Origin of the sequence: Roseovarius sp. MS2, from assembly GCF_051447875.1 — a bacterium.
In the GTDB taxonomy this organism is placed as follows: Bacteria; Pseudomonadota; Alphaproteobacteria; order Rhodobacterales; family Rhodobacteraceae; genus Roseovarius; species Roseovarius mucosus_A.
The window spans coordinates 983,201-1,003,430 of the sequence record NZ_JBKHVF010000001.1 but is presented as its reverse complement, the minus strand read 5'-3'; the positions used below and the strand labels follow the sequence as shown (position 1 = coordinate 1,003,430).

Here is a 20,230-nt window from a genome sequence, read left to right as displayed (position 1 = left end):
CCAATGACCGCCTTTGCCCCCCTGCCGCAGCCATTGAACGCTACGGGTGATCCCCGCCTTGTCGGTGTCGAAATCGAGCTTGGCGGCTTGCCGGAATCGCGCGTGGCGGACCTGTGTGCATCCAAACTGGGGGGCACGGCGCAACAGGTGGACAGCCATATCTGGCGGGTTGAGAATAGCCAGATCGGACAGATCGACATCTATCTCGACATCTTTCTGCGCAACGCGGAACACAGCAAACTGCGCGATCTGGCGCTAGATCTGGGGCGCGAAGTGGTGCCGGTGGAAATCGTCACCAAACCGCTTGATATGGATGGCCTTGCCCGCCTTGATGATTTGCGGATGACGCTTCGGGATGCAGGGGCTTTGGGCAGCGGCGCGGGCTGGTTCTTTGGGTTTGGCCTGCATCTGAACATTGAGATGGCCAGCGATGCTGATGCCGACACGGTTCGCCCTTTGCTTGCCTATGCGCTGATCGAGGACTGGCTGCGCGCCGCCAATCCTATTGACGAGGCCCGCCGTCTCTTACCCTTTACAGACCCATACCCGATTGATTTTACCCGTGCGCTGATCGAAATGGGGCCAGAGGCCGCGCATGAGAGGGTGATCGGCAGCTATCTCGAACTGACGCCAAGCCGCAATCGCGGTCTTGATATGCTGCCCCTCTTTGCGCATTTCGACGCGGATCGGATCAAGGCGGCCATTTCCGACAAGACATCGGCACGCCCGACCTTTCATTTTCGTTTGCCCGACTGCCGGATAGACGAGGCCGCTTGGTCGATTGCCGATGAATGGCAACGCTGGTTGACTGTGGAACGGGTGGCCGCCGATACCGCGCTGCTCAAGCGCCTGTCGCAGGCCTGGCAGGACGATCACGGCCTGCTCACGCTGTCGCGTCAAAGCTGGGCCAATCGCGCAGGTCGTATCCTGCAATCGGCGGGGCTTGATCGAGTATGACCGCACGCCGCCCCGTGATCGGGGTCACAGTTTCGCGCCGGTCAGGGTGGCGTATCTTTCCGCTTATCGCGCTTAATGTGTGGTTGGCGGGGGGGCGCGCCCTGCGGTGGCAAGCGGGCCGCGCGGCTGACATAGAGTTGGTGGATGGGCTCATCATCGGCGGTGGCGATGACATCTCGCCGGATCTCTATGGCGGGCGGCTGGTTAAATCCGCGCGACTAGATCCCGACCGGGACGCGCTGGAACGTGGGCTGGTCTTGGCCGCCTTTGCGCATGACAAGCCGGTTTTGGGTATCTGCCGGGGTAGTCAGATGCTCAACATCGCTCTTGGGGGCACATTGCATCAAGACGCGTATGAGACCTATGCCGCCAGCGATCACATCCGCACCGTGCTGCCGCGTAAGACCGTTCGGATTACCGCCGGCACCCGTCTGGCACAGCTTGCGGGCACCCAACCGATGAAGGTGAACGCCCTGCATACCCAGGCCGTTAATCGCTTGGGGGACGGTCTGCGCATCGCTGCGCGGGATAGTGCTGGCATGATTCAGGCTGTCGAGCGGGTCAAGGAACCCTTTGCCTTGGGCGTGCAATGGCACCCCGAGCATCTTTTTTATGCGCATCGGCAAATGGGCATCTTTCGTGCGCTCATCGCGGCGGCCGCAGCGCGGCGCGATCATGCGGCGCAACTGCCCGGCGTGGATGCCGTGGCACGTTGACCCTGTCGCGATAATTCCCCGACCCTGCCATAATCCGGCACGATTACCGCCACATCCGTCACCTATCCCTAAATTCAGAGGCAAATTTTAACAGGGATAGAAACAATGAACCTGAACCAGAATGAAAGCAGCACCGAAATCCGCAATCTCGTGATGCGCGAGCGTCATCTCGCCGTTTCCGAGCGGGAATGGAAGCACCGCCTGCGCGGGTATGGCTATGCGATCCGCGACACCGCCGAGGGGCGTTTTGTCACCTCGATCCGTCAGGATGCACCGCTCTGCCAACTGAGCTGACCGCGGCCTGTTTCTGGCTGAAATCTATAGGCGACCGGCCCTTGGGCTGATGGGGCTAAGCCCCAAAAACGACAAACCCCCGAAGCATCTGCCCGGGGGTCGTCAAACGTGCCGCAAAAACCTGCGGAGAGCGCTCTTAGAGCATGCCTTCGCGCTGCGCTTTCTTGCGCGCCAGTTTCCGGGCACGGCGAATTGCTTCGGCCTTCTCGCGCGCTTTCTTCTCGGACGGCTTTTCGAAATGTTGCTTGAGCTTCATTTCACGAAAAACGCCTTCGCGCTGCAGTTTTTTCTTCAGAGCGCGGAGCGCCTGATCGACATTGTTGTCGCGAACACTAACCTGCATGTGGTGTCACCACCTTCCTAAGTTAAAGTTGCAATAGATTGCAGGAAGGCGCCGTATAGCAAAGCATCTTGGATTTGTCTAGGGTGCGCCGCAAGGAGGATTTTCGATGTCCGAACCCGATCTGATGACCCGTTTGCTGGATGCCGCAGCGCTCCATGTGCCCTTCGATGGCTGGAGCGAAACCACCCTGCGTCTTGCCGCTGAGGATGCTGGGATTGCCCCCGGCCTTGTGTCCGCGATTTGTCCGCGCGGCGCGGTCGATTTGGCGCTTGCCTATCATGCGGCAGGCGATGCCGCGATGCTTAAACGACTGGCCGAGACCGACCTGAGCACCCTGCGTTTTCGGGATCGCGTGGCGTTTGCCGTGCGTGTCCGCCTTGAGGCGGTCGAGGATCGCGAATTGGTACGTCGGGGGATGACCCTCTTTTCCTTGCCGCCCTATGCTGCCGATGGTGCGCGCGCCCTCTGGCAAACGGCTGATCACATCTGGACCGCTCTTGGGGACACATCGCAGGATGTGAATTGGTACACCAAACGCGCAACGCTCTCGGGTGTCTATGGCGCGACCGTTCTTTATTGGTTGGGTGACGACAGTGACGGCCAAACCCGCACGTGGGAATTTCTTGATCGCCGCATCGAGGGTGTGATGCAGATCGAAAAGCTCAAGGCGCAGGCCCGTGACAACCGTTTGGTGTCGGGCCTCATGGCGGGACCGCTCAGTTTTTTGAGCCGTATCCGTGCGCCGCAGCCGGGCGCGCAGACGGGTATGCCGGGCCGCTGGAATGGCCCGAACTGAATATAAGGACAGATGAATGACCAAGACGATGCAGGCCGTCGAAATCACGCAGGCGGGTGGCCCCGAAGTATTGCAACTGACCACTCGCCCCATTCCCGCGCCACGCGCAGGCGAAGTCGTGATCCGGCTGGCCTATGCCGGTGTCAACCGCCCGGATGCCTTGCAGCGTGCCGGGCTCTATGCGCCGCCGCCCACGGCCTCTGACCTTCCGGGGCTTGAAGGGGCAGGGGAAATCGTGGCGCTTGGTGCGGGCGTCACGCATTGGACGCTTGGCGATCAGGTCTGCGCGCTATTGCCCGGTGGCGGCTATGCCGAATATGTGGCCACGCCCGCAGCGCATTGCTTGCCGGTGCCGCATGGTCTTAGCCTCGAACAGGCCGCCTGTCTGCCGGAAACCTTCTTCACCGTCTGGTCTAACGTGTTTCAGCGCGGCGCACTCAAGGGGGGCGAGCGGTTTCTTGTGCATGGCGGTTCATCTGGGATCGGCACCACGGCCATTCAACTCGCCCACACCTTCGGCGCGCGGGTGTTTACCACGGCAGGCTCCGCCGAGAAATGCAAGGTCTGCATGGATCTTGGGGCCGAACGCGCGATCAACTACCGCGAAGAGGATTTCACCGAGGTGTTGTCTGCCGAGGGCGGCGCAGATCTGATCCTTGACATGGTTGGCGGCGATTACCTGCCCCGCAACGTCAAGGCGCTTGCCGATGATGGACGCCTCGTGCAGATCGCCTTTCTCCAAGGCCCCAAGATCGAGCTGAATTTCTCTCAGGTGATGATGCGTCGCCTGACGATCACCGGCAGCACCCTGCGCCCGCAAAGCGATCTCGCCAAGGCGCGGATTGCCGAAAGCCTGCGCACCCATGTCTGGCCGCTGCTGGAGGCGGGTAAAATCGCGCCTGTAATGGATTCCGAATATCCGCTGGCCAAGGCTGCTGCTGCGCATGCGCGGATGGAGTCGAGCGGGCACATCGGCAAAATCGTCCTCAAGGTCGCGTGACCCGGTTCAACGATCGAGACAAATAAAAAGCCGCCCCATTGGGCGGCCCTTTTGATCTCTGGTGCAGGCTGGCGTTGCGAATGCTGCGCCAGCGGGCCGCAAATCAGCCGTTCACGCTGTCCTTGAGTGCCTTTGCAATGGTCATCTTGACCACCTTGTCGGCCTCTTTCTTCATCTGCTCGCCTGTCGCGGGGTTGCGCACCATACGCTCGGGGCGCTCACGGCAATAAATCTTGCCGATGCCGGGCAGGGTCACGGCACCGCCGGCGGATACTTCACGGGTGATGATCGCGATCACGGCGTCCAGAGCTGCGCCAGCGGTCTTCTTGTCACTGCCCATATCATCGGCCAGAGCGGCGACGAGTTGGGTCTTGGTCATGGGTTTTGCCATTTTATGGTCTCCTTACAACTGCCCGTCCCTTGGGCCTCATGCGCGTGATTAAACGCCATGATGTGGCTAAACACAACGGCTAGTGGGCAAAAGCAAGCCCTTTTGCTGGATTTTGTGCGGATTTCCGTCGGGTCAGAGGAAAGCTGTCTCTTCAAAACTGCGCAATTTGCGGCTGTGGATGCGTTCAAGGGGCATGCGGCGCAATGATTCCATGGCGCGAATCCCAATCATGAGGTGACGTGAAACTTGGGATTTGTAAAAATCCGAGGCCATGCCGGGCAGCTTCAATTCGCCCTGTAACGGCTTGTCCGAAACGCAAAGCAGCGTGCCATAGGGCACACGGAAGCGGAACCCGTTGGCGGCAATCGTGGCGCTCTCCATGTCCAGCGCGACGGCGCGCGACTGGCTGAGGCGTTGCACTGGTCCGGATTGCTCGCGCAGTTCCCAGTTGCGGTTGTCTACGCTGGCGACTGTGCCGGTGCGCATGACGCGCTTGAGGTCGAACCCCTCAAGCTGCGTCTCGGCGGCCACCGCCTCTTGCAGTGCGATCTGTATTTCGGCAAGCGCGGGGATGGGCACCCATGCGGGCAGATCAGCGTCAAGCACGCGATCTTCGCGCAGATAGGCATGGGCCAGCACGAAATCGCCCAAGGATTGCGAATTGCGCAGCCCCGCGCAATGGCCGACCATCACCCAAGCATGCGGGCGCAGCACGGCGATATGATCGGTCGCGGTCTTTGCGTTGGATGGACCCACCCCAATATTGACCAAGGTGATCCCCGACCCATCCGCCCGCTTGAGGTGATAGGCTGGCATCTGCGGCAATCGTTCGGGCGCAGGTAGGATATCATCTGGCCCGGTGATCTCGGCATTTCCGGTGCTGACAAAAGCCGAATAGCCGCTGCTCGCGTCCCCCAGCATGCGCCGGGCGTAGGTCTCGAATTCCGAGACATAGAATTGATAGTTGGTGAAGAGCACGTAATTCTGGAAATGGCAGGGATCGGTTGCCGTGTAATGCGTGAGGCGTGCCAGCGAATAATCCACCCGCTGCGCAGTGAACGGTGCCAAAGGGGCTGCCCCGTCCAGCCCCGGCAGCCATGTGCCATTGACGATATCGTCATTGGTGGTCGCCAGATCCGGCACGTCAAAGTAATCGCGCAGGGTGAACTCTGCGGCACCTTCTTGTGGCACGCTGAGGTTTGCATCCCCCGCCACCGCGAAATGCACAGGAATAGGCGTGTCAGAGAGGCCGATCATGACCCCGACACCGTGATTGTCCATCAAGAGGCCCAGTTGTTGCTCCAGATAGGCGCGGAACAGGATGGGGCGCGTGATCGTTGCGGCATAGGTGCCGGGGTTCGAGACATGGCCAAAGCTGAGCCGACTGTCGACCTTGGCATAGGTCGTCGTGGTCAAACGTATTTCGGGATAATAGGCGCGCACCCGGCCCATCGGCAGGTGCCCGGCCAAAGCCTTTGCAAAGGCTGTGCAGAGAAACTCTGTGCTTGCCGCATAAAGCTGACAAAGCCGATCCACCGCCGCGCGCGCCTCTGTGAACGCCTCTGGGGCGATCTTGTCGGGGGTGCTGATGCTCATGCGTGTCTCCTGCAGCATGCTCTCAGGTTGACACGTGCCGGGGGCATGATCAAGCTGAGGCCATGGATTACGAAACGATTACGCCTGAGGAATTCGGGGCCAGCCTGCGCGGGCTTGGCCTCAACCTCTTGGTGCGCGATGTGCGGGTTGAGGCGGCTTTTCTTGTCAGCGTTTTCGGCATGGCGGCCCACCGTCTGAGCGCGGATTTTGCGATCATGGTCTATGGCGATCAGGTGATGCAACTGCATGCCGATCATACCTACGCCGCCAACCCGATCCTTGGCCTTGTGCCTGAGAGCCCGCCGCGCGGGGCCGGGGCGTCTTTGCACCTTTTCGACAGCGATCCCGACACGGTTGCCGCCCGCGCCGAAGGTGCAGGCGGCATGATCCTGCAACCGCCCACCAACAAACCCCACGGGCTGCGCGAATGCTGCATCCTGTGCCCCAATGGTTATGCGTGGGTCGCCTCACGGCCCCTGACCGAGATTGAAAGGAAAGCGAAATGAATGTGACAAACCTGCGCCCCAACATGGACCACTGGCAAGAGCGCGTGGATCTTGCCGCGGCCTTTCGTTGGACCGCGCGCCTGAACATGCACGAAGCGGTTGCCAATCATTTTAGCCTCTCGATCAATGATGATGGCACGCGGTTCCTGATGAACCCCAACCAGATGCATTTCGCCCGTATCCGCGCCAGCGATCTGATCGTTGTGGATGCCAATGATCCCGAAACGCTAGAGGGGCCAAATGCGCCTGATCCCACCGCCTGGGGCCTGCATGGGGGGTTGCACCGGCACTGCGCCCATGCCCGCTGCGCCATGCATGTGCATTCTATTCATGCCACTGTGTTGGCCAGCCTTGCCGATAGCCGCCTGCCGCCCATCGACCAGAACTGTGCCACGTTTTATAACCGGCATGTGGTCGATGAGGGCTATGGCGGGCTGGCGTTCGAGGATGAGGGCGCGCGCTGTGCACGGCTTTTGACCGACCCCAAGAAGAAGGTGCTGATCATGGGCAACCACGGGGTGATGGTGATTGGCGATAGTGTCGCGGACACGTTCAACCGCCTCTATTATTTCGAGCGTGCCGCCGAGACTTATATCCGGGCGTTGCAAACCGGGCGCCCCCTGCGGGTTCTGTCGGATGCGGTTGCGGAAAAGACGGCGCAGGAACTTGATGATTACCCGGGCCAGGCAGATCGGCATCTGTCGGAACTCAAGGCCATTTTGGACGCTGAAGGTTCGGACTACGCGCAATAGTGTCTTGCCGTTGCAGCCACGTGCGGCGCGCCTGTCTCAGATGCGGGACAGGCGCCACGTTGGGAAAAGGGTCGCTTGACTGAGATAGACGCTGGTGTCCTGACCAGAGAAGAGGCCGTCTTGTTCCACAAGGACCGTTTGCCAATCCCGCGCCGCAGCCCCCAGAATATCTGTGTGAAGCGTGTCGCCGCACATGACAATTCGATTGCGCGGTAGGCTAGGCAAGGACGCCTCAACCATTTCGTAGACGGCAGGAAACGGTTTGCCAAAGAACCGCACGTCTGGAATGCCGCGATCCGCAAGTTGATGCCCGAAATAACCGGGCTCTAGCGAAAAGCCGTGTTCGCGCGGGGCAACCAGATCGGCGTTGGCGATGATCACTGGCCTCGGGCGCTTTAACAGTGCGGTTTCGAGCAGCGCTTGGCGATCCAGCGACCAGACCTCGGTAGAGAGAAAAACAAAGCCTTCGACCTGATCATAGCTGATGGGATCATCCACCAGTCGCCGGGTAGGGGCGGAAATATCGGACAGATTGTCCTGTGGCGCGGCGATACATCCCCAAAGCCTGTCATCCAGATGCGCCAATGTGGCATCTCGGCTGGTGATGATCTCGTGATCCCTGACCCCCATGCCCAGATTTTGAAACTTGGTCATGGCGCCGGCATGGGTGTAGCTGGCCGCGTTGGAGAGAATGCGAATCTGGCATCCGATTTCTCTCAACTCTCTCAAACGTTGCGCGGCGCCGGGTATGGCCGCCTCGCCGATATTCAGCACACCGTAAGCGTCAAAGACAAAGGCATCTGCTTGTGCTGCGATGTCATGCAGAGAGCTGATTTCCCGCGTCCGTGTTGGCGAGTGAACCCTTGGCAAGCGGTGGCGCACGGCCTCGTAGCGGTCGAAAATAGTCGCGACAGTGTCCATCAGTTTGGTGAAGCCTCCGACTTGGTCGAACTGCGTGTGCCGCAAGGCCGCAGAATAGACCCAGCTCAGGAAAACTTACATTGCCGAGAAGAAATTGAAAGTCCAAAACAACAAAGCGACATTTCACATAGGTGTCATATTTTCGAGTTAAGCCTGTAAAAAGGTTTAATTTGGATAGTATTTGCGATTGCTGTGATGATCTTAAGGTTTTGGCCCTGAGACTAGAGGAAAACCAAGCAAAAAAATGTTGCTTTGTTGCATTTCGTGACCAACAATCGCGCAAAGTTATGGAAACTCAGATGGCGTCCAAGAAAAGTCGGCGACACGACCTTATTCAACAGGTTGTTCAAGAACAGGGAGGCGTGAGTGTGGGCGCCCTCGCCGACATGTTCGGCGTCTCGATGCAGACGATCCGGCGCGATCTTGATCTGCTTTGTGATGGTGAAACCCTCCACCGCGCGCATGGGCGCATCGAGCTTGCCGAGGGCCGCCGCAATACACCGTTTGACCAGCGGGCGGGCACCAATCTTGTAGGAAAGCGCGCTATTGCCAATGCGGCGGCGGCGATGATCCCCAATGGGGCAACGGTCTTTATCTCCATCGGCTCTACCGTGCTCAGCGTGGCGCGGGCGCTGCATCGTAAAAGGGAATTGACCGTCGTCACCAACAACCTCAGCGCTGCCATGGCGCTGAGCGAAGAGATTTCCAATCGCATCATCGTTCCGGGTGGGGAACTCCGGTTGCCAGACCGCGATTTTGTCGGCGAGGAGGTGGTCGAGTTCTTTGGTCGTTACCGCGCCGAATTCGCCCTCTTTGGAACGGCGGGCATCGGAGCGGAGGGCGAGTTGCTGGAGTTCCATCAAGCCGAGGTGCGGGCCACCGACCGCATGTGGCAGAACGCGCGAACATCCATCCTTGTGATAGATCGTAGCAAATTCGGGCGTCTGGCCCCCGCCGTTGGCGGCAATATTGCCCAGATCGACCATATAATCTGCGACCGCGCGCCAGCCGCGCCGTTTGACCAACTGGTCGAGCGTTTGGGAGGCCGGATCACATTTGCAGAGGACATTGGCTGATGTCGGATGCGTTTGTAGACGTGCGAGAGGTCGCAAAGCGTTGGAAGGGGCAGCTTGGCGTCGAGCGGGTTTCCTTGTCGATCCCGCGCGGATCGTTTGTGGCCCTGCTTGGGCCATCTGGTTGCGGAAAGTCGACCACTTTGCGCCTGCTCTCGGGGCTGGAACTGCCGGATGAGGGGCAGATCTTGATTGATGGACGGGACGTGACCACGGCCGCACCGTCTGAGCGAAATCTGTCGATGGTGTTTCAGTCCTACGCGCTCTTTCCACATCTCAGTGTCGCGGAGAATGTGGTTTTCGGGCTCAAGGTGCGCCGGGTGCCTGCGGCTGAGCGGCGGGAAAAGTTGCAACGCGCCCTCGAGATTACCGGATTGTTGGGGTACGAGGCACGTAAGCCGGGTGAGTTGTCCGGGGGCCAGCGGCAGCGCGTGGCGCTTGCCCGTGCCATTGTGGCGAACCAGCCGCTTTGCTTGATGGATGAACCTCTGTCGAACCTTGATGCCAAGCTGCGGGCGTCCGTGCGTAAGGATATCAAGAAACTACAGGTCGATCTGGGTATCACCGTCATCTATGTGACCCATGATCAGACCGAAGCCATGAGCATGGCCGATATCGTCGTGTTGATGAAGGACGGGCGCATCCAGCAAACCGGCGCACCCGAGGACCTGTATTACCGCCCTGCCAATACATTCGTCGCCGAATTTGTCGGCTCTCCGCCGATGGCATTGATTGATAGCGCGACGCTGCCCGGTTTTGAGGGGGCTGATAAAATTGGCCTGCGCGCAGAAAGTTTGCGTTTGGCCGGTCCGGGCAAGGGGCGCCTGAAATGCCGCGTCTCCGAATGTGAATTCCTCGGGTCAGAGACCTTCGTAGGGCTGACACATCCCGGTGCGAATGGGTTGGTGATCGCGATGCCGGGATTGCGGAACATCCCAGCCGGAGACGTGCTCGACATAGATTTTGCCGATGAGGATCTGCACTTCTTCGACACAGAAGGAAACAGACTTCGGCATCCGAATGGCGTGACGGCGTGAGGTCACGTTGGAAATACCGTGTTTAATTCTTGGGAGGACATCATGAACACCATCAGAAAGATCACTCTGGCCACCGCGTTGGCGACATTGACTGCCGCGCCGGTGGCTGCGCAAACCGAATTGACGATGTATTACCCGATTGCGGTTGGCGGCGCGCTGACCGAGGTTGTTGATGGCATCGTCGCCAAGTTCGAAGAGGCCAATCCGGATATCAAGGTCAACGCGATCTATTCGGGCAATTACGACGACACGCGCGTCCGTGCGCTCTCGGCCATTGCCTCGGGGGAGTCTGCGCAATTGGCGGTGATGTTTTCCATCGACGCCTATGACCTGATCGAGCAGGGCCAGATTGTGGCCTTTGAGGATATCGAAGGCGTTGACCAAGGATGGCTCGATAGCTTTTATCCCGCGCTGATGGCCAATGGCCGGATCGAGGGCAAGACATGGGGCATCCCGTTCCAACGCTCGACCATCGTGGCCTATTACAACAAGGACATGTTCCGCGCTGCAGGTCTTGATCCAGAGGCCCCGCCGGCCAGCTGGGACGAGATGGTGAGCATGGGCAAGGCCTTGACCAAGGATGGCACCTATGGGCTGATGATCCCCTCGACCGGCTATCCCTATTGGATGTTTCAGGCGCTCGCCATCCAGAACGGCAAGGAGCTGATGTCCGGCGACGGGCTGGAAACCTATTTTGACGACCCGGCAGTCGTCGAAACGCTGGAGTTCTGGAAATCACTCTCGACCGAGCATGGCATCATGCCGACTGGCACAGTTGAATGGGGCACATTGCGTCAGGCCTTTCTTGAAGGGCAGACCGCAATGATGTGGCATTCCACCGGTAACCTGACGGCGGTCAAGAACGAAGCCAGCTTTGATTTCGGGGTGTCGGTGCTTCCGGCGAATGTGCGGCCCGGCTCGCCCACCGGCGGTGGCAATTTCTATGTCTTCGAGGACACAACCGCAGAAGAGCGCGCCGCAGCCCTCAAACTGATCGCGTTCATGACTGCACCCGAACAGGCGGCCGAATGGTCGATTGCCACCGGTTATATGGGCGTGTCGCCTGCGTCCTACGAAACGGAGGCGCTCAAGGCCTATACCGCAGAGTTCCCACCGGCTCTGGTTGCGCGCAATCAGCTTGAGAACGCGATTGCCGAATTCTCAACTTTCGAGACGGCGCGCGTGCGTGATGGGCTCAATAACGCCATTCAGGCGGCCTTGACGGGCGGCAAATCGCCCGCCGATGCACTGGCCGAGGCGCAGGAGGCTGCCGAGCGGCTGTTGAAAGACTACCGGTAATTTGTCGCCCGGTGATCCTTTTGTCGGCGTCGGGCTTGGGTCTGGCGTCGACATTGACTGTATAAAAGGCCGAACATGGGGCAGCACGTGAATATAGAACGCCGCAGACAGGCGATATACGGATGGCTTTTGCTATCCCCCGCCGCAATCCTGCTTACGGCTTTTGCGTTTTATCCCTCTATGGCGACGTTGTGGACAAGCCTGTTCAGCCGCGAAACGCGGCGCAAACCCAGTGAATTCGTAGGCACAGAGAATTACATGGATCTTTTCGCCGATCCGACTTTTTGGAAGGTGGTGACGAACAACCTGATCTATGCTGGCGCAACAATTCCGATTTCCATAGCGATTGCTCTTGGCATGGCGCTTTGGGCCAATTCCAAGATCCCGGCACGCGGATTCGTGCGTACCGCCTATTTCACGCCGACCGTGCTACCGATGATTGCCGCCGCAAACCTGTGGCTCTTCTTTTACACGCCGGGATTGGGCGTTCTGGATCAAATTGGGGCGCTCTTTGGCTTGCCGTCGGTCAATTGGCTGGGCCAGCCGGAAACTGCGCTTTGGGCGGTGATTATCGTGACGATCTGGAAGGAGGCGGGGTTCTTTATGATCTTCTACCTTGCCGCGCTTCAGACCATCCCCGAAGACCTCAAGGAAGCTGCTGATATCGAAGGGGCCAGTCGCTTTACCTATACGCGCCGGATCGTGCTGCCGCTTTTGATGCCGACTACGCTTTTCATCATGGTCAACGCTCTGATCAACTCGGTCAAGCTGATCGACCACCTCTTTATTCTGACCAAGGGCGGCCCAAACGACGCCTCGAAGCTGATCCTCTATTACATCTGGGAAATGGCGTTCGCCTTTTTCGATGCGCCGCAGGCGGCGGCGATGACTATTCTTATTTTGCTCGTTCTTGGCATCGTGGCGGGGATCAAGTTCACCATTCTTGATAAGCGGACACATTACCAATGAGCGTCCTGTCCCGACATCTTGAGACTTTTGGCGCGCTTTTGCTGGCCGTGATCTGGATCTCGCCGCTGGTCTTCGCTTTTTGGGCGGCGTTTCACACAACCTCGGATGCGGTCAATTTCAACCTGACCGCGCCATGGACTCTGGACAACTTTCGCACCGCTTGGGCGGGTGCGCCGTGGCTGAAGTATTTCCTCAACACATTTCTTTTGGTGACGGTCATCCTGATCGGACAGTTTTTTGTCACGACATTGGCCGGGTTCGCCTTTGCACAGGTGCGGTTTCCAGGGCGGGATGTGGTGTTTCTTCTGGTCTTGATGCAGCTCTTCATCCTGCCAGAGGTGTTGATCGTCGAGAATTATGTGATGGTTTCGCGGCTTGGTCTGTTCGACACGATCCTTGGGGTGGGCATGCCCTATATGGCATCTGCCTTTGGTATCTTTCTGATGCGGCAGGCCTTTAAGGGTGTGCCTATTGAGCTGCATGAGGCGGCACGTGTCGAGGGCTGCGGCTGGTTCGGCATCTTGTGGCGGGTCTATGTGCCCCTCGCGCGGCCCACTTACCTTGCCTATGCACTGGTCTCGGTCTCGACCCATTGGAACAATTTTCTCTGGCCGCTGATTGTCACCAACTCGCCGGATACTCGGCCTCTGACCGTGGGGTTGTCGATCTTTGGCGCACCTGAGAATGGGGTGAATATCAGCGTGATTTCCGCAGCGACAATCCTGTCAGTGGCCCCCTTGCTGGTGGCATTCCTTGTCTTTCAACGCCAGTTCGTACAGGCCTTTTTGCGCACAGGGATCAAGTAAACATGGCGCGGTTTCTCCATCTGTCCGATCTTCATGTCGTCCCCGAGGGGCAGTTGGTCTCTGGTCGGCTCGACACGGGCCGCTTGCTGCAAGAGGCTGTGGACACGCTCCGCACACGGCTAGATGCGATTGGGCCGCTAGATGCGATCCTTGTCACTGGCGATCTCAGTGAGGATGGCAGCGCCGAGAGCTACGCGATTGCGCGCCGGGAGCTCGAGCGACTGGGACACAGGTTGCTTGTGGTGCCCGGCAATCACGATGGTCGAGAGACGTTCAGAGCTGCGTTTTCCGACCTGCCCGAAATAAGGCCGACCGGCCTGATCGACTGGGTTGCAGATATCGCAGACACGCGCGTCATTGGTCTTGATACGTTGATAGAGGGCAAGGGCGGCGGCATCTTGCGGGCCGAAAGTCTTGCGTTCCTTGACCAAGCGCTTGCAGAGACGGGCGGAAGGCAGGTGGTGGTGGCATTGCATCATCCGCCGCTCCGCACGGGTATCCGGTTCATGGATGCCATAGGGCTTGAAAACCCCGACGCCCTGCGCCTTGTTCTGGACCGGCCTCAAGCTCCGATCTGGGTTTTGTCGGGGCATGTGCACGGTGTTTATCATGGTCTTTTAGGGCGGCATCCGGTCGTGACGGCACCATCCTGTTGCAGTGCATTTGCACTGGACCTGCGTCAGGAGGCGCCAGTCGGCTTTATGACAGGTCCTACCGGTTGCGGGCTGATCGATACGGGCCCCGGCGGCGTCTGGACAGAACTGCCGCTTCGCCATGGGGATGGGCCTTTTGCGTTTTGAGGCGCATCCGCACCGGCGCGAAGCTGGTTAGCCTGCGGTAAAACGCGGACTCGACCCTTAGTCGCGCCTGCGCGATGATGCGGATCACGCGAAACCTGTGCGTGACCATGGAGAGCACGGTCGCATGGAACAAACCGGATCTGACCGCCTCAAGATCGTGCTTCTGCTGCTGGCGGTGGCCGGTCTGCTGTTGGGGCTTGCGCTCTATTTTATGGGCGAGGTCCGCTTGGCCAAATTCCTCTGGATTGCCGGGGTTGCGCCCGCGCTCGTCGCACTTGTCATCGAGATCCTCCGCAGTTTGCGCCGGGGTGAGGTCGGGCTCGATATCGTTGCCGCGCTTTCTATGTCGGCGGCGCTTGCCTTTGGCGAGACATTGGCAGCCGCGGTCGTCGCGGTGATGTATTCGGGCGGCACATTTCTAGAGTCCTTTGCAGAAGGCCGTGCGCGGCGAGAAATGCACGCTTTGCTGTCCCGCGTTCCGCGCACAGCGACGAGACACCGAAGCGGTGGGCTAGAGGATATACCTCTGGACGAGATCATACCGGGTGACAGGCTGTTGATCCGGCAGGGGGATGTGGTGCCGGTTGATGGCACTCTGGCGTCAGAGACTGGTTTTGTTGACACATCGGCGCTGACGGGCGAATCCCTGCCGGTGCGGCTTGTGCGCGGGGCCGAGACCATGAGCGGCGCGACCAATGCAGGCGAGGCCTTTGACCTCATAGTCTTGCGCCCCGCCAAAGACAGCACCTATGCCGGGATCGTCCGGTTGGTTGCCGAGGCACAGGCATCCAAGGCGCCGATGTCCCGGCTGGCGGACCGCTGGTCGCTTGGGTTTCTTGTGGTGACGGTTGCAATTGCCTTTGCCGCGTGGTGGTTCACCGGGGATCCGATCCGGGCGGTCGCAGTTCTGGTTGTGGCCACGCCTTGTCCGTTAATTCTTGCTGTGCCGGTGGCACTGGTGGCGGGCCTCTCTCGTGCTGCGCATTTCGGGGTGCTGATCAAGGGTGCGGGACCGCTTGAGATAATGGCACGTATCCACACGCTGATCCTGGATAAAACCGGCACCCTGACGGATGGTCGCCCGCAAATCGTGTCCATCGCCTGTCACAGTGACAAGAGCGAGGATGAAATCCTGCGGATGGCCGCAGCGCTAGATCAGGCGTCGAAACATCCTGTGGCGCAGGCCATCGTTGCGGCGGCAAAGGCGCGCGGTCTCAGCTTGCCTGTGCCCTCAGAGGTGGTGGAACTGCCCGGTGAAGGGCTCATGGGCCATGTCGCGGGGTGCCGGGTTATTGTGGGTGGGGATGGCTTTGTTGCGTCGCGCATCGCGGGGCAATCGGGGGGCCCGTCCAGCATGGCCGCTGGGGCTGTTCTTGTCGCGGTTGCGATTGACGGACGTTTGGCCGGGCATCTGGTGATGTCCGATCCGCTGCGCGAAGGCACGGGCGCGATGCTCGACAGGCTGCGGCGAGAAGGGGTTGAGCGTATTCTGCTTGCAACAGGCGACCGCGCCGATGTGGCCGAGCGTGTGACCGAGGGGCTTGGGCTAGATGGGTTGCGGGCGGGTCTCACGCCTGATCAAAAGGTGCTGCTTGTTCTTTCCGAGCGCAAGCGCGGCCCGGTGATGATGGTGGGGGATGGCGTTAATGACGCGCCGGCGCTCAGCGCCGCCGATGTGGGCGTCGCCATGGGGGCGCGGGGTGCGGCCGCATCTGCCGAGGCGGCAGATGTGGTGCTTCTGGTGGATCGTATCGACCGGCTGGTGCCGGGGATCGAGATTGCCCGCGCGGCTCGCCGGATCGCAGTGGAAAGCGTTGTTGCCGGGATCGGCCTATCGGTGCTTGGCATGATCGCCGCGGCCTTTGGCTATCTCAGCCCGGTGCAGGGTGCCCTGTTGCAAGAGGCGATTGATGTTGCCGTCATTTTGAACGCTTTGCGCGCGCTGCGCATTTCCCCTGTTGACGCGCCCCGTGCGTGACCGTGGGCCGTCCAAATTTATGGGTTGGGTTCGAGGTCTCCGGCCAACAAGTCCTTGAGCCTGACACGTTGAATTTTGCCCGACGGCCCTTTGGGTAACTCGCCAAGAAAATATATGTGATCCGGGCTTTTGAATGCCCCAAGCCGGTCTTTGCACAGTGTCAAAAGGGTCTCAGCCGTCAGTGTCGAGCCGGGCCTTAGGGCGACTGCCGCCTCGACCCGCTCGCCGTAGCGCGGGCAAGGACAAGAGAAGGCCGCCGCCTCGACCACATCGGGATGCGCATAGAGCACCTCGTCGATTTCACGCGGCGCAATATTTTCACCGCCCTTGATGATCAACTCCTTGAGGCGTCCGGTAACGAAGAAATATCCCTCTGCGTCTTTGCGCCCCAAATCGCCTGTGCGCAGCCAGCCATCGGGTGTGAAACTGGTGCGCGTGGCCTCGGAATTGCGGAGGTATTCCAGCATCACATTGGGGCCTTTGACGATGATTTCACCCTCTTGCCCGGGGGGAAGCGGGCGCATATCCGGGCCCGCGACCTCGGCCTGATTGCCATAGGCGATACCCGGAGAGCCAATCTTGCGCGTGCCGGGTGGAAGGGGGTTTGACAGGATTTGCGCCGCCGTCTCTGTGAGGCCCATCGTCTCGACAATGGGCACATCGAACCGAGCTTCAAAAGCCGTATGTACCTCGACCGGAAGCGGAGAGGAGGCAGAGCGCCCGAACCGAAGCCGTTTGCGCGTCTCTGGGTCTGGTCCTGTTTCCCCATGCAACAGATGCGATACAATGGTGGGCACGACCGAAAACCAAGTGGCCCGTGTCTCGGCTGCCTGCGCCCAGAACCGGCTTGCAGAGAACCGGGCGCACATGGCCAACTGTCCCCCCGACACAAGCGATCCCATCACCGATACGCAGAGGCCGTTGATATGATAGACAGGCAAGACACATAGCCCAGTATCCTCTGGCCCGAGATTATGGGCGATGGCGGTGGTCCATCCCCCGGCCAAAAGGCTGGCTTGGGTGTGCACGACCCCTTTGGGGCGCCCGGTCGTACCCGAAGTATACATAAGCAAGGCGTGGTCGTCGGGTGTGACGGGATGCAGGACAGTGTCTGGCGCGGCCGCAGTCAGGCTGAGGGCGGCAATGCGCCCGCCGGGATTGACGCTCTGGAATACCGCCTGTTGGGAGGGATGCACCAGAGCCACCCGCGCCCCGGAGTGGTCGAGCGCATAGCCAATCGCCTCTGCCCCGGCGACGAGGTTTATCATCGTGGCGCGAAATCCGCCGTAGAGGGCACCATAGATCGCTTCGATCGCCGCCTGTCCGTTGGGCTGCATGATCGCAACGCTTTCGCCCTTGGCGATGCCCTGTGTGGTCAACATGCCAGCGATGGCGCGGGCCCGGTCACGCAGACCGGGCCAATCCAGCGCCGTGCCTTCATCAGGAAAGGACAGTGCCGGGCCGCCCGCCTCGGCGCGGGCATCGACCCAGTCCCGTAGCGTGCCCTCGGGCGGTGTGTCGCGGCACAGCCTCATTGGCCTGCCACCCGCCAGTAATCAGCGAAAATCTCGTCGAGTGTCGGCTCTCTTGGGGGGATTTCACGCACGATCTTGGTGGTTTGCAGGAAATGTCGCCAGTTGAGGTTGTCGTCGATGGAATTGCCGCCCCAGCCTCCACAGCCCATCGAGAGTGAGAAGGGCATGCCGTTGTTAAAGGCACCACCTGTTGCAAAGCAATGCGCCTGATTGACGATCACCCGGCAGGTGGGCAGCGTGGCCCCAAGATGGCGTGCGCGGCTGTCATCAGCGCTGTGCAGGCCAACGGAATGACCCGCTCCCTGATGGGTAAGGATGCGCTCAACAAGAGTGGCCGCATCTTCGAAATCCGAGGCGCGATACAGCGCGAGAACAAGGCTCAGCTTCTCGCCCGAAAGGGGGTGATCGGGCCCGATATCCCGTGTTTCCACCGCAACAAAGCGGGTTCCCTCTGGTACCCGCCCCGAAAGGCCAAGCGCCTCAATCATGCGGGGGGCGTCCTGTGCAATCACTGCGCGGTTGAGATGGCCATCGGGCCAGAGACGCGCAACGATTTCATGCGAATTGCTTTCGGGGATCAATGCGCCGCCTTCGCGTGCCAAAGCTGCGACAAAGGCGTCATAGACCGCATCCACCACCACCACCGCATTTTCCGAGGAACAGGAGGTTGCGTTGTCAAACGTCTTGGAGGCTGCAATCTTGGCTGCCGCTGCCGTCAGATCGGCGGTTTCATCCACGATGACACATACATTGCCAGCTCCGACGCCAATTGCAGGCGTGCCGCAGGTATAGGCGCGGCGCACATTGTCCTGACTTCCGGTCACAACCACCAGATCGGACAATTCCAGCATCCGCTGTGTTTTGGCCTTGGAGCCCGGAGCGGGCACCATCTGCACCAGATCGGGGTTTGCCCCGATCTTGGCAAACTCGGCATGGATATGCTCTAGCAAGCGCTCGCAGGTCGGCACCCCTTTGGGTGAGGGCGACAGCACTATGGCATTGCCACATTTGAGCGCATTGATGATGTTGTTGGCCGGGGTGGCCCCCGGATTGGTCGAGGGCACCACGGCACCGACGACCCCGATGGGACGCGCGATTTCAGTAATCCCTGTTGTCGGATCGTCACGGATCACACCGAAGGTCTTAACCCCGGAAATGTCGCGCATGAGCCCAAGCGTCTTGCGGTGGTTTTTGGTGATCTTGTCCGGCACATTGCCGATGCCGGTGGTGGCCACTGACAATTCCGCCAAGGCACGGTTGCGGGTCGGTTCCATGATCGCCCAGGCTGCGGCTTGCGCGGCGCGGTCATAGCGCTCTTGCGACCCGCCCGCCTCATAGGAACTTTGCGCGGCCCGAGCCTTGGCCATAACGTTTTCGACAGCGGCGATATCACCTTCAGCGCTCATTTGGTGTTCCTTATTGGGGTGGATGCAGGGCATGCCGGGGGCTGCCCTGCTTAGGTAGGCTTTGCGTCGGGATCAAAGCCCGGCCAAGAGTTTCTCGAGTGTCTTCTGACGGGCAGCCCACATCTCGATCACCTCTTGCCGCGTCATGATCTTGATCGGCGATCCGCCCGCCTCCATTTGTTTCATGACATTGGGATCGGCGAACATGGCTGGCATCACGGCAGCCAGCTTGTCTATTGCCTCTTGAGGGGTGCCTTTGGGGGCCATGATGCCACGATAGTTCACGCTGGAATCGTCGATGTCATAGCCCGCCTCTTGCAAGGTGGGCACATCGGGCAGGAAGCTGCTGCGCTCGGTGTCGAATACACCCAAAATCTTCACACTGCCCGCATCGGCGGCACGAAAGGCGTCCGACAGGTTGTTGATGCCGCCCATGACCTCTCCGGCGATCACGGCCTTCATGGCACCGGCACCGCCAGAATTGTTGGGAATATAGGCCAGTTTGACCTCGGCGGCTGCTTCGAGTTGGAGCGCTGCGATATGGTGCCCCACAAACAGGCCTGCCCCCGAAAAGGTCAGTTTGCCAGGGTTCTCTTTGGCCCAGGCCACCACGTCTTGCATCGAGTTGAATTCACTGTCGGCGCCCACGATGAAAACTGCCGGATCAGCACCCCAATTGGCAATCGGCTCAAAACTGTCGGCGCTGTATTCGACCCCACCTTCGATGGACTGCGCGATGAAATGCGGGATGTTGTAAACGCCAAGCGCGTAACCATCCGCCTCTGCCTGCGTTGCCAGCCAATTCCAGCCGACACGCCCGCCTGCGCCGGGTTTGTTTATGATGGCGATAGGTTGGCCAAGCGTGTCTTCATTTCCCGCCGTCATCGTCACGATTCGGGCCTGAAAATCGGTGGCTCCCCCGGCACCATAACTCACCATCATCATCACGGGGCGGTCTGGATAGTCCTGTGCCACGGCGGGGGACGCCGCGAGCAATAGGGCCGTTGCCAACCCTTTGAGTATCTTGGTCATGGTCTTCTCCTCCCTTGGTTTTG

General features: G+C 59.9%; 21 protein-coding genes. 14 read left to right on the top strand and 7 right to left on the bottom strand.

What is annotated here, in order from left to right:
• Positions 1–3: 3 nt before the first annotated feature.
• The 3 genes from ACLGGT_RS05020 to ACLGGT_RS05010 all read left to right on the top strand — a co-directional run bounded on the left by ACLGGT_RS05020 (position 4) and on the right by ACLGGT_RS05010 (position 1,967).
• Positions 4–957 (top strand): amidoligase family protein, encoded by a 954-nt coding sequence (locus tag ACLGGT_RS05020; RefSeq protein WP_437195177.1) that lies wholly within the window; start codon positions 4–6, stop codon positions 955–957.
• Entirely contained in the window at positions 954–1,673 is a 720-nt protein-coding gene (locus ACLGGT_RS05015; RefSeq protein ID WP_008279600.1) for a gamma-glutamyl-gamma-aminobutyrate hydrolase family protein, read from the top strand. Before ACLGGT_RS05020 ends, ACLGGT_RS05015 begins: the two co-directional genes overlap by 4 nt.
• A 105-nt stretch (positions 1,674–1,778) precedes the next feature.
• Positions 1,779–1,967, top strand: coding sequence for a hypothetical protein (locus ACLGGT_RS05010; RefSeq protein WP_008279599.1), 189 nt, complete (start codon positions 1,779–1,781; stop codon positions 1,965–1,967).
• Between the two features lie 136 nt (positions 1,968–2,103).
• Here ACLGGT_RS05010 and rpsU read toward each other — a convergent pair whose 3' ends face one another.
• Positions 2,104–2,310 carry a 30S ribosomal protein S21 gene (gene rpsU, locus ACLGGT_RS05005; protein ID WP_008207378.1) on the bottom strand — a complete coding sequence of 69 codons (207 nt, stop codon included), beginning with the start codon at positions 2,308–2,310 and terminating at the stop codon, positions 2,104–2,106.
• A gap of 106 nt (positions 2,311–2,416) precedes the next feature.
• On the opposite strand from rpsU, the gene ACLGGT_RS05000 reads away from it, so the two are divergent.
• Positions 2,417–3,106: a COQ9 family protein gene (locus ACLGGT_RS05000; RefSeq protein ID WP_437195176.1), complete on the top strand. Its 690-nt coding sequence runs from the start codon at positions 2,417–2,419 to the stop codon at positions 3,104–3,106.
• Positions 3,107–3,122: 16 nt separating this feature from the next.
• Positions 3,123–4,106, top strand: a complete 984-nt coding sequence (locus tag ACLGGT_RS04995; protein ID WP_421999646.1) for an NAD(P)H-quinone oxidoreductase — start codon at positions 3,123–3,125, stop codon at positions 4,104–4,106.
• Between the two features lie 103 nt (positions 4,107–4,209).
• On the opposite strand, the gene ACLGGT_RS04990 is transcribed toward ACLGGT_RS04995, so the two are convergent.
• Together ACLGGT_RS04990 and ACLGGT_RS04985 are read right to left on the bottom strand one after the other, a co-directional pair.
• Positions 4,210–4,497, bottom strand: coding sequence for an HU family DNA-binding protein (locus ACLGGT_RS04990; RefSeq protein ID WP_037270194.1), 288 nt, complete (start codon positions 4,495–4,497; stop codon positions 4,210–4,212).
• Between the two features lie 132 nt (positions 4,498–4,629).
• The gene (locus tag ACLGGT_RS04985; RefSeq protein ID WP_437195175.1) at positions 4,630–6,093 is read right to left on the bottom strand and encodes an AMP nucleosidase; all 1,464 of its coding nucleotides are present in this window, start codon (positions 6,091–6,093) and stop codon (positions 4,630–4,632) included.
• Positions 6,094–6,155: 62 nt separating this feature from the next.
• Here ACLGGT_RS04985 and ACLGGT_RS04980 point away from each other — a divergent pair, with 62 nt between their 5' ends.
• Both ACLGGT_RS04980 and ACLGGT_RS04975 read left to right on the top strand, forming a co-directional pair.
• Positions 6,156–6,599, top strand: coding sequence for a VOC family protein (locus ACLGGT_RS04980; protein WP_081507436.1), 444 nt, complete (start codon positions 6,156–6,158; stop codon positions 6,597–6,599).
• Entirely contained in the window at positions 6,596–7,351 is a 756-nt protein-coding gene (locus ACLGGT_RS04975; protein WP_008279593.1) for a class II aldolase and adducin N-terminal domain-containing protein, read from the top strand. Before ACLGGT_RS04980 ends, ACLGGT_RS04975 begins: the two co-directional genes overlap by 4 nt.
• Positions 7,352–7,387: 36 nt before the next feature.
• On the opposite strand, the gene ACLGGT_RS04970 is transcribed toward ACLGGT_RS04975, so the two are convergent.
• Positions 7,388–8,272: an HAD-IIA family hydrolase gene (locus ACLGGT_RS04970; RefSeq protein ID WP_081507437.1), complete on the bottom strand. Its 885-nt coding sequence runs from the start codon at positions 8,270–8,272 to the stop codon at positions 7,388–7,390.
• Between the two features lie 299 nt (positions 8,273–8,571).
• Here ACLGGT_RS04970 and ACLGGT_RS04965 point away from each other — a divergent pair, with 299 nt between their 5' ends.
• The 7 genes from ACLGGT_RS04965 to ACLGGT_RS04935 all read left to right on the top strand — a co-directional run bounded on the left by ACLGGT_RS04965 (position 8,572) and on the right by ACLGGT_RS04935 (position 16,234).
• A complete protein-coding gene (locus ACLGGT_RS04965; RefSeq protein ID WP_037297008.1) occupies positions 8,572–9,348 on the top strand; it encodes a DeoR/GlpR family DNA-binding transcription regulator in 777 nt (258 codons plus the stop codon).
• Positions 9,345–10,382: an ABC transporter ATP-binding protein gene (locus ACLGGT_RS04960; protein WP_151977904.1), complete on the top strand. Its 1,038-nt coding sequence runs from the start codon at positions 9,345–9,347 to the stop codon at positions 10,380–10,382. Before ACLGGT_RS04965 ends, ACLGGT_RS04960 begins: the two co-directional genes overlap by 4 nt.
• 42 nt (positions 10,383–10,424) lie before the next feature.
• Positions 10,425–11,681 (top strand): ABC transporter substrate-binding protein, encoded by a 1,257-nt coding sequence (locus ACLGGT_RS04955; protein WP_008279588.1) that lies wholly within the window; start codon positions 10,425–10,427, stop codon positions 11,679–11,681.
• Between the two features lie 75 nt (positions 11,682–11,756).
• Positions 11,757–12,650: a carbohydrate ABC transporter permease gene (locus tag ACLGGT_RS04950; RefSeq protein WP_437195174.1), complete on the top strand. Its 894-nt coding sequence runs from the start codon at positions 11,757–11,759 to the stop codon at positions 12,648–12,650.
• Complete coding sequence (locus tag ACLGGT_RS04945) at positions 12,647–13,456, top strand: carbohydrate ABC transporter permease (protein ID WP_008279586.1); 810 nt, start codon at positions 12,647–12,649, stop codon at positions 13,454–13,456. Before ACLGGT_RS04950 ends, ACLGGT_RS04945 begins: the two co-directional genes overlap by 4 nt.
• A gap of 2 nt (positions 13,457–13,458) precedes the next feature.
• A complete protein-coding gene (locus ACLGGT_RS04940; protein WP_437195173.1) occupies positions 13,459–14,256 on the top strand; it encodes a phosphodiesterase in 798 nt (265 codons plus the stop codon).
• A 124-nt stretch (positions 14,257–14,380) separates the two neighbouring features.
• Positions 14,381–16,234, top strand: a complete 1,854-nt coding sequence (locus ACLGGT_RS04935) for a heavy metal translocating P-type ATPase (protein ID WP_437195172.1) — start codon at positions 14,381–14,383, stop codon at positions 16,232–16,234.
• A 17-nt stretch (positions 16,235–16,251) separates the two neighbouring features.
• On the opposite strand, the gene ACLGGT_RS04930 is transcribed toward ACLGGT_RS04935, so the two are convergent.
• From ACLGGT_RS04930 to ACLGGT_RS04920, 3 genes are read right to left on the bottom strand one after another with little or no spacing between them, the layout of a single operon-like run.
• A complete protein-coding gene (locus ACLGGT_RS04930; protein ID WP_437195171.1) occupies positions 16,252–17,769 on the bottom strand; it encodes an AMP-binding protein in 1,518 nt (505 codons plus the stop codon).
• Positions 17,766–19,208: an acylating sulfoacetaldehyde dehydrogenase gene (gene sauS / locus ACLGGT_RS04925; RefSeq protein WP_437195170.1), complete on the bottom strand. Its 1,443-nt coding sequence runs from the start codon at positions 19,206–19,208 to the stop codon at positions 17,766–17,768. The genes ACLGGT_RS04930 and sauS overlap by 4 nt, the downstream gene beginning before the upstream one ends.
• A 39-nt stretch (positions 19,209–19,247) precedes the next feature.
• The gene (locus ACLGGT_RS04920) at positions 19,248–20,207 is read right to left on the bottom strand and encodes a tripartite tricarboxylate transporter substrate binding protein (RefSeq protein ID WP_421999663.1); all 960 of its coding nucleotides are present in this window, start codon (positions 20,205–20,207) and stop codon (positions 19,248–19,250) included.
• Positions 20,208–20,230 lie beyond the last annotated feature (23 nt).

Excerpts from the sequence above, each read along its gene's own strand:
- ACLGGT_RS05020 (WP_437195177.1), top strand. The coding sequence starts at position 4 with ATGACCGCCTTTGCCCCCCTGCCGCAGCCATTGAACGCTACGGGTGAT.
- ACLGGT_RS05015 (WP_008279600.1), top strand. The coding sequence starts at position 954 with ATGACCGCACGCCGCCCCGTGATCGGGGTCACAGTTTCGCGCCGGTCA.
- ACLGGT_RS05010 (WP_008279599.1), top strand. The coding sequence starts at position 1,779 with ATGAACCTGAACCAGAATGAAAGCAGCACCGAAATCCGCAATCTCGTG.
- rpsU (WP_008207378.1), bottom strand. The coding sequence starts at position 2,310 with ATGCAGGTTAGTGTTCGCGACAACAATGTCGATCAGGCGCTCCGCGCT.
- ACLGGT_RS05000 (WP_437195176.1), top strand. The coding sequence starts at position 2,417 with ATGTCCGAACCCGATCTGATGACCCGTTTGCTGGATGCCGCAGCGCTC.
- ACLGGT_RS04995 (WP_421999646.1), top strand. The coding sequence starts at position 3,123 with ATGACCAAGACGATGCAGGCCGTCGAAATCACGCAGGCGGGTGGCCCC.
- ACLGGT_RS04990 (WP_037270194.1), bottom strand. The coding sequence starts at position 4,497 with ATGGCAAAACCCATGACCAAGACCCAACTCGTCGCCGCTCTGGCCGAT.
- ACLGGT_RS04985 (WP_437195175.1), bottom strand. The coding sequence starts at position 6,093 with ATGAGCATCAGCACCCCCGACAAGATCGCCCCAGAGGCGTTCACAGAG.
- ACLGGT_RS04980 (WP_081507436.1), top strand. The coding sequence starts at position 6,156 with ATGGATTACGAAACGATTACGCCTGAGGAATTCGGGGCCAGCCTGCGC.
- ACLGGT_RS04975 (WP_008279593.1), top strand. The coding sequence starts at position 6,596 with ATGAATGTGACAAACCTGCGCCCCAACATGGACCACTGGCAAGAGCGC.
- ACLGGT_RS04970 (WP_081507437.1), bottom strand. The coding sequence starts at position 8,272 with ATGGACACTGTCGCGACTATTTTCGACCGCTACGAGGCCGTGCGCCAC.
- ACLGGT_RS04965 (WP_037297008.1), top strand. The coding sequence starts at position 8,572 with ATGGCGTCCAAGAAAAGTCGGCGACACGACCTTATTCAACAGGTTGTT.
- ACLGGT_RS04955 (WP_008279588.1), top strand. The coding sequence starts at position 10,425 with ATGAACACCATCAGAAAGATCACTCTGGCCACCGCGTTGGCGACATTG.
- ACLGGT_RS04950 (WP_437195174.1), top strand. The coding sequence starts at position 11,757 with ATGGGGCAGCACGTGAATATAGAACGCCGCAGACAGGCGATATACGGA.
- ACLGGT_RS04945 (WP_008279586.1), top strand. The coding sequence starts at position 12,647 with ATGAGCGTCCTGTCCCGACATCTTGAGACTTTTGGCGCGCTTTTGCTG.
- ACLGGT_RS04940 (WP_437195173.1), top strand. The coding sequence starts at position 13,459 with ATGGCGCGGTTTCTCCATCTGTCCGATCTTCATGTCGTCCCCGAGGGG.
- ACLGGT_RS04935 (WP_437195172.1), top strand. The coding sequence starts at position 14,381 with ATGGAACAAACCGGATCTGACCGCCTCAAGATCGTGCTTCTGCTGCTG.
- ACLGGT_RS04930 (WP_437195171.1), bottom strand. The coding sequence starts at position 17,769 with ATGAGGCTGTGCCGCGACACACCGCCCGAGGGCACGCTACGGGACTGG.
- sauS (WP_437195170.1), bottom strand. The coding sequence starts at position 19,208 with ATGCCCTGCATCCACCCCAATAAGGAACACCAAATGAGCGCTGAAGGT.
- ACLGGT_RS04920 (WP_421999663.1), bottom strand. The coding sequence starts at position 20,207 with ATGACCAAGATACTCAAAGGGTTGGCAACGGCCCTATTGCTCGCGGCG.